This is a genomic window from Undibacterium sp. Xuan67W (genome assembly GCF_049340165.1).
GTDB lineage: Bacteria > Pseudomonadota > Gammaproteobacteria > Burkholderiales > Burkholderiaceae_D > Undibacterium.
This window is the reverse complement of the sequence record NZ_JBMPPN010000025.1, coordinates 40,293-48,051: the sequence shown is the minus strand read 5'-3', so window position 1 is coordinate 48,051 and position 7,759 is coordinate 40,293. Positions and strand designations below refer to the sequence as shown.

Here is a 7,759-nt window from a genome sequence, read left to right as displayed (position 1 = left end):
GTGTCAGGTGATGACGCCATGTCGATTCTTTTGAGACATCTGAGGTCGGCTTACTCCTTTCCCGCTCCGTGATGTTGAACTGGGGGGATTGTGCCGGGTTTAGGTTCCGTTGAAAATAACCCCTCTCAGGAACCGGTTACGTTAGTGCAGGACATCACATCACCGCATCAGAAATTCAATATTCGCATGTCCCTCTCAGAATTTTCCTGTTAGATTTCCATCACAAGATTATGTCATTGATATGAAAATATCCTGAGTAATTCCTCCACTGGTCTTCCCATCCAAGTCATCTCTAAGTCATAAAAACTTTCTATGCTGGGCGGCTTCTCACTTCCTTTCCTCTGCTGACTATGAAAAATTCTCGCCGCCAGTTTATCCGTGACTTCACCTTCAGCACGGTTGCCGTTTCCAGCGCATTGTCGCTCGCTGCCTGTGGCGGCGGGAATGGCAATAATTTGACAGTCAATTTTTTGCATGGTGTTGCCAGTGGCGACCCGCAAAGCGATAAAGTTATTATCTGGACGCGCCTGACTCCGTCGGCAAGTCAGGATCTCGACGTGACATGGGAAATGGCGAGCGATAACCAATTTACCCGCATCGTTAAATCCGGTAGCTTTACGACCAATGCGGCCAGGGATTTCACTGTCAAGGTCGATGTCACTGGCCTGTCTGCGAGCACCGTATATTTTTATCGCTTCACGTATGGCACAGCACGTTCTGCGACAGGTCGTACCAAGACGTTGCCGACTGGTAGCGTCTCCCAGGTAAAACTTGCGGTATTTACGTGCTCTAATTATCCAGCAGGCTATTTCAATGTGTATGCTGAAGTCGCCAAACTCAACGATATTGATGCCGCGATTCATCTGGGTGATTACATCTATGAATACCAGCGCGATGGCTACGCCTCGCAAGATGCGGCCAGCTTAAATCGTCTGGTTGATCCGAAAAATGAAATCATCACGCTGACCGACTATCGCAGCCGTTACGCACAATATCGCACCGACGGAGATTTGCAGGCGATGCATGCAGCGTTGCCGTTGATTGCCATCTGGGACGATCATGAATTTGCCAACGACGCCTGGATCGGTGGCGCGGAGAATCATGATCCGGCGACAGAAGGACCTTTTAGTGCCCGTCGTGCTGCTGCTTTGCAGGCCTACAACGAGTGGATGCCTATCCGCTTGCCGGATCCGACCAAAAATGACCGTATCTATCGCTCTTTTGATTTTGGTAATCTGGTCTCCCTGCATATGCTGGATACCCGTCTGATCGGGCGTGAACAACAGCTTAGCTACACCAATTACATCAGTGCCAGCGGTGCATTTGATGCAGTAAAATTTACGACTGATATTAGCAATCCGACCCGCCAGCTGATGGGCGCAGAGCAAACATCCTGGCTACAATCCCAGCTCGGCAAGTCTGCGGCGACCTGGCAAATTCTGGGACAGCAGGTGTTGATGGCACGCATGAATATTCCCGCGCCACTGGTACTGCAAGCAATCAATTTCAGTGATTACACCGCGCTATTGGTGAAAGCGCAGACTGCGCCAGCGACATTAACTGCTGCCGAAAAGCAAATTTTGGCACAGCCATCCATTCCTTACAATCTTGATGCATGGGATGGTTATGCCGCCGCACGTGAGACGGTTTTTGCGACCGCCAAAGCATTGGATAAAAATTTGATCGCGCTGGCAGGTGATACTCATAACACCTGGGCCAGTGATCTTGCTGATCTGAGTGGGAACGCAGTTGGTGTCGAGTTCGGCGTGACCTCGGTTACCTCACCAGGTTTTGAAGAAATTTTCCCCAAGGAAGATCCGGCTAAAGTCGCAGGCGGCCTGGAGCAGATCATCGGACCTCTGGTCTATGCTGAAACGAAAAACCGTGGCTTCATGATCGTGACGGCGACCCCGACAGAGGCAAGGGCAGAATGGCGATACGTCAGTACGGTCAAATCCAAAACTTATACTGTTGTCCCGGGTAAAACTTTAAAGACCTTACCGGGTGCTGCGAATCGGAAATTACTGCCAGTGTAGTCCGGTCATCACATTCGTCCTTTATTACATAAAAAAACCAGCAGGCTTGCTGGTTTTTTTGTTTTTACGAAGAACTCAATAACTGATTAGTATCCCAGTATCGTCTGTTATTTTGTCCGCGATTGAGCTTGATTCTTTCTAGCAAGGCCTGATTTTGTTCTCGAATTTTATTTGGCGACAGATCTTCTTACGCACGTTTTATTGCCTGGAAACGCACCAGACTGAAGCGGCGACCAACAATTCTTTGTCACTTGCACAAAATTGATGCGAATGCATCAGTAATAGTCACGCCCGCTCACTACAAACCGCATGACGCAGACCTCCTGCCTCTGGCACGCAATCTGCTAAAGGTAGTCATGCGAACTCCGCACTCCGCTTTTTTTTAGCTTTGTGATTTTTTTTGTTTGCTTTGTCGTCTGCTTTTTCGTTCGATATTTAGTTCGTTTTTACATTCGCTGTTTAACGCTGTTTAACTAGCTCATTCACACTCACGCTTAGGAGCAACAAATGTCTCGTCGCACCCTATTAAAATCGACTGCAGTTGGCGCCTTTACTCTGGCTACTGCGGCTTGGTTGCCGCATGCGTATGCCGCTGACACGATCAAAGTCGGCATTCTTCACTCGCTATCAGGCACGATGGCGATTTCCGAAACGTCGCTGAAAGACGTTGCCTTGATGACGATTGATGAGATCAACGCGAACGGCGGTGTGATGGGTAAAAAGCTGGAGCCGGTGATTGTGGATCCTGCTTCGAACTGGCCTTTGTTTGCAGAAAAAGCGCGCCAGCTGGTTGCGCAAGATAAAGTCGCTGTCGTGTTTGGCTGCTGGACGTCGGTATCACGTAAATCGGTATTGCCAGTATTTAAAGAGCTGAATAGTCTCTTGTTCTACCCGGTTCAATACGAGGGCGAAGAGCTGGAAAAAAATGTGTTCTACACGGGTGCAGCACCGAACCAGCAAGCGATCCCAGCGACCGAATATCTGATGTCGAAAGAGGGCGGCGGTGCCAAGCGCTTTGTGCTGCTCGGTACGGATTATGTTTATCCACGCACGACTAACAAAATTCTGCGCGCTTTCTTGCATAGCAAGGGTGTGAAAGATACCGATATCGATGAGGTCTATACGCCGTTCGGTCATTCTGATTATCAGACCATCGTCGCGAATATCAAGAAGTTCTCTGCTGGTGGCAAGACTGCGGTGATCTCTACGATCAATGGCGATTCCAACGTCCCGTTTTATAAAGAACTGGGTAATGCCGGCCTTAAAGCGACCGACGTGCCGGTTGTCGCATTCTCGGTAGGTGAGGAAGAGTTGCGCGGCGTCGATACTAAGCCTTTGCTTGGTCACCTCGCTGCATGGAATTATTTCCAGTCAGTGAAAAATCCTGTGAATACGGCATTTATCAAGCAATGGAAAGACTATGCCGTTGCCAAAAAACTGCCTAACGCCAGTACCGTCGTCACCAATGATCCGATGGAAGCAACCTATGTCGGTATCCATATGTGGAAGCAAGCAGTAGAAAAAGCCAAATCCACCGATACGGATAAAGTCATCGCTGCCATGGGTGGTCAGACTTTCAAAGCGCCATCAGGTTTTGAACTGACGATGGATAAAACGAATCACCATTTGCACAAGCCAGTCATGATCGGCGAGATCAAAGGTGATGGTCAGTTCAGCGTTGTATGGAAAACCAAAGGCCCGATCCGTGCTCAGCCATGGAGTCCTTACATCCCTGGTAACGAGACTAAGCAAAAAATGTAGTTGTCTGAGCTATGTACTCAGTGCGATGCACGACAGATCAACTTGACTCTGCTATTGCCGGAGCCGAGTTGATCGACGCCATGAATTGAGTTGAATTGAGCTGAAACTGAGACATAAGTTCTGGACGTGTGATTCACCAATGCCGGGGAAGGAGTGATTGCCAACCCCGGCATTGTGTTGATGCTGGTCTGGTATTGAGCTGTTTTTTTTCCTGTTCTATCTGCACTACCGTAGTACGACGCTTCATTTTTTTGACGAATTTTTCAGCCCGGAAGAGTGCGTTTATGTCGCTATTTAAAAAAATAGTCTTGCCCGGATTGCTTTGCCTGCATGCCGTAATCGCCAGCGCGGCGATTGATCCTGCTGTACTTAAGCCTTTAGCCGGCGATGATCCTGATGCCCGTATTGCCGCCGTCAATCAGATCGCGGTACTGGCAAATCAGGATGCCCTGAAAGTGCTGACAGCGTTGAAAAATGACACCCTCTATGCAACGCCAGACGGTCAGTTGTATATCGTCGACAATGATAAAGCCACCAATCTCGCCAATGATAAAACGACGCCCTTACCTGAGGGCATTGATGGCATCACTGTCAACAACCGTCTGCGTGCCGTGGTGGATGACGCACTGTCTGGATTAAAGCTGTTTTCGACAGATCGTGCACTGCGCCTGGCTGCAGTGCTGGAACTACAAAAAAGCGCCAGTCCCGAACAAGCGCCATTGATTACTAAAGCACTGACAAAAGAAAACGATCCTGAGATTAAATCCTTGCTACAACTCGTTGCCGCAACCGCTAATTTGCAGTCTACCGATCCGCTTGTCCGCAAAGCCGCGGTCATCGCGCTGAAAGACAGCACAAATGCCAACATCAAGCCTGCGCTACAAAAAATGCTGGATATGGGACCCGATGGCAAGCCCTTGGAACCTGACGAAAGTATTCGTATTGAAGCCGCCAATACCATGAACGCGCTAAATAGCCGCATCGTCAGAACCGAGTTTGCCGGTAATTTGTTTTATGGCGCCTCGTTAGGCAGCGTGCTGTTACTGACTGCACTGGGACTGGCGATTACCTTTGGCCTGATGGGTATTATCAATATGGCGCACGGCGAACTGATGATGATTGGTGCGTACACGACCTATGTGTGTCAAATGGCTTTCCGGCATTTTTTGCCAGGCGCAATTGATGCATACCTGATTGTCGCGCTGCCCGCTGCCTTCATCGTTGCAGGCACAGTAGGGATCGTGCTGGAACGCACCGTCATCCGCTGGTTGTACGGCAGGCCGCTGGAAACGCTGCTCGCAACCTGGGGCATCAGTCTGATGCTGATGCAAGCGGTACGCACGATCTTCGGTGCGCAAAATGTCGAGGTCGCCAATCCTAGCTGGATGTCGGGTGGTGTCACCGTGCTTGGTTCACTGGTGCTCTCGTATAACCGGATTGTGATTATTTTCTTTGCCTTGTTTGTTGTGCTGGCAGTCTGGCTGATACTGAATAAAACCCGGCTTGGTTTGTTTGTCCGTGCGGTCACACAAAATCGTCGCATGGCCGATTGCGTCGGTGTTTCTACCGGTAAGATCGACATGATGACTTTCGGTCTGGGCTCCGGTATCGCGGGGTTGGGCGGTGTCGCCCTATCGCAATTGGGAAATGTCGGTCCGGATCTGGGACAGAGTTATATCGTCGATTCGTTTATGGTAGTGGTGCTGGGCGGGGTCGGGCAACTGATCGGTACGGTGATCGCTGCACTTGGTCTGGGAGAAGTGAATAAATTTCTTGAACCCGTCGCCGGTGCTGTCATGGCAAAAATTACGATACTCGTTTTCATCATCGTGTTTATCCAGAAGCGGCCACAGGGCCTGTTCGCGATGAAGGGGAGGAGTGCAGAATGAGCGAGTCCTTATTTTCGCGCCTAGCCTGGTCTGGCATCATCTTCTGCGCCGTCATTCTGGCCTTGTTGCCTATCTTGAATTTGAGTTTTCCGGCTGGACATGCCTTGCATATTTCTAGTTATGCCGTTGGTCTGATCGCGAAATTTATGTGTTATGCCCTGGCTGCGCTGGCGCTGGATCTCGTATGGGGCTATACCGGCATTCTGTCACTCGGGCATGGTGTGTTCTTTGCACTGGGCGCGTATGCGCACGGCATGTATCTGATGCGTGCAATCGGACGGGATGGCGTGTACCAGAGTAATCTGCCGGACTTCATGGTTTTTCTCGACTGGAAAACCTATCCCTGGTATTGGTCGATGACCGATAACTTCTGGTATTGCATGGCGCTGGTGGTTCTGGTGCCGGGTACACTGGCATTTGTGTTTGGTTACTTCGCGTTCCGGTCCCGCATTAAAGGGGTGTATTTTTCCATCATTACACAGGCGATGACGTTTGCCTTTATGTTGATGTTTTTCAGGAATAACACTGGCTTTGGGGGCAACAACGGGTTTACCGATTTCAAGCGTATTCTCGGTTATTCAATTACTGCACCCGCGACGAAAGCCGTGTTGTATCTGGTGACGCTGGGTCTTTTACTTACGGCCTTAATTCTGTGTCGCTGGATCGTAAAATCTAAATTAGGACGAGTGCTGCAAGCAGTACGGGATTCTGAATCACGCCTCATGTTTATCGGCTACAACCCCTTATGGTTCAAGCTGTTTGTCTGGACGCTCTCTGCGATTTTATGCGGTATCGCCGGTGCTTTGTATGTGCCGCAGGTCGGTATTATTAATCCATCCGAAATGTCGCCGGGTAATTCGATCGAGATGGTGATCTGGGCCGCGGTTGGCGGGCGTGGCTCTTTGCTCGGTCCGATTATCGGTGCCTTTTCTGTGAATGGTTTAAAGAGCTGGTTCACGGCGGCTTTTCCCGATCTTTGGTTGTTTGCGCTGGGTTTGTTATTCATCCTGGTGACCTTGTTTATGCCGCAAGGTATTCTGGGACTGGTCGATCAATTCAAACGCAAATGGCAATCGGCATCTTCCGATGGACTGGTTACCCAGGCAACCCCGGATACATCGACCGGCAAGAAGGAGGCGGCATGAGCAATATCGTGCATGATAAAGCCGCCGGTATCCTGATTGATCTGGTACAGCGCGACGAGCCGCAGGCCTCGTTTTCGCGGATCAAACCAGAAGGCGTCGATACCATACATGGCGCGATTTTGTATCTTGAGGACATTGTGGTGTCCTTCGACGGATTTAAGGCCTTGAACTATCTGAATCTGGATATTTCCGTCGGCGAGCTGCGCTGCATCATCGGCCCGAACGGCGCTGGCAAAACTACGATGATGGACGTCATTACAGGTAAGACACGACCCACCTCCGGAAGTGTTTTTTTTGGTCAGTCTATGGATCTCAGCAAGATGACTGAGTACGACATTGCACATGCCGGAATTGGTCGTAAGTTTCAACGTCCTACCGTGTTTGAACAACACAGCGTGTTTGAAAATCTCGAATTGGCAATGAAGATGAACAAGCGCGTCAGACCGACTTTGTTCTTCAAGCTCAATAGCGAGCAGAAGGACAAGATTGACGACATTCTTCGATTGATACGTCTGAACGGCAGCGAACACAGGCTCGCCGGCTTGCTCTCACACGGCCAAAAACAATGGCTGGAAATCGGCATGCTGCTGATGCAGGAGCCGCAGTTGATTTTGCTGGATGAGCCTGTGGCTGGCATGTCCGATGCCGAGACCGTGCGTACTGCCGAGTTGTTGAATGAATTGCGCGGCAAACACTCGATTGTGGTGGTGGAGCACGACATGGCGTTTGTCACAGAGATCGCACGCGAAGGCAAGGTGACGGTATTGCATGAAGGCTCGGTACTGGCAGAGGGGACGATGCAGCAAGTCCAGTCGGATGAGCGGGTTATCGAAGTGTATCTGGGGCGTTGATACGTGCTACTCCCTCAATTAAGACCGCAGTTTTGTCTTGATTCTCGAAATTGAATCCGCACTATCCATGCGCCTCT

General features: G+C 50.1%; 5 protein-coding genes. All 5 read left to right on the top strand.

Annotated elements, in window-relative coordinates:
* Positions 1 to 350 precede the first annotated feature (350 nt).
* Complete coding sequence (locus ACO0LE_RS17845; RefSeq protein WP_422961689.1) at positions 351 to 2,036, top strand: alkaline phosphatase D family protein; 1,686 nt, start codon at positions 351 to 353, stop codon at positions 2,034 to 2,036.
* Between the two features lie 507 nt (positions 2,037 to 2,543).
* Positions 2,544 to 3,797, top strand: a complete 1,254-nt coding sequence (gene urtA, locus ACO0LE_RS17840) for an urea ABC transporter substrate-binding protein (RefSeq protein WP_422961688.1) — start codon at positions 2,544 to 2,546, stop codon at positions 3,795 to 3,797.
* Between the two features lie 284 nt (positions 3,798 to 4,081).
* Positions 4,082 to 5,686 (top strand): urea ABC transporter permease subunit UrtB, encoded by a 1,605-nt coding sequence (gene urtB, locus ACO0LE_RS17835; protein ID WP_422961687.1) that lies wholly within the window; start codon positions 4,082 to 4,084, stop codon positions 5,684 to 5,686.
* Positions 5,683 to 6,831, top strand: coding sequence for an urea ABC transporter permease subunit UrtC (gene urtC / locus ACO0LE_RS17830; protein WP_422961686.1), 1,149 nt, complete (start codon positions 5,683 to 5,685; stop codon positions 6,829 to 6,831). Before urtB ends, urtC begins: the two co-directional genes overlap by 4 nt.
* Positions 6,828 to 7,682: an urea ABC transporter ATP-binding protein UrtD gene (urtD, locus tag ACO0LE_RS17825; protein WP_422961685.1), complete on the top strand. Its 855-nt coding sequence runs from the start codon at positions 6,828 to 6,830 to the stop codon at positions 7,680 to 7,682. The genes urtC and urtD overlap by 4 nt, the downstream gene beginning before the upstream one ends.
* Positions 7,683 to 7,759 lie beyond the last annotated feature (77 nt).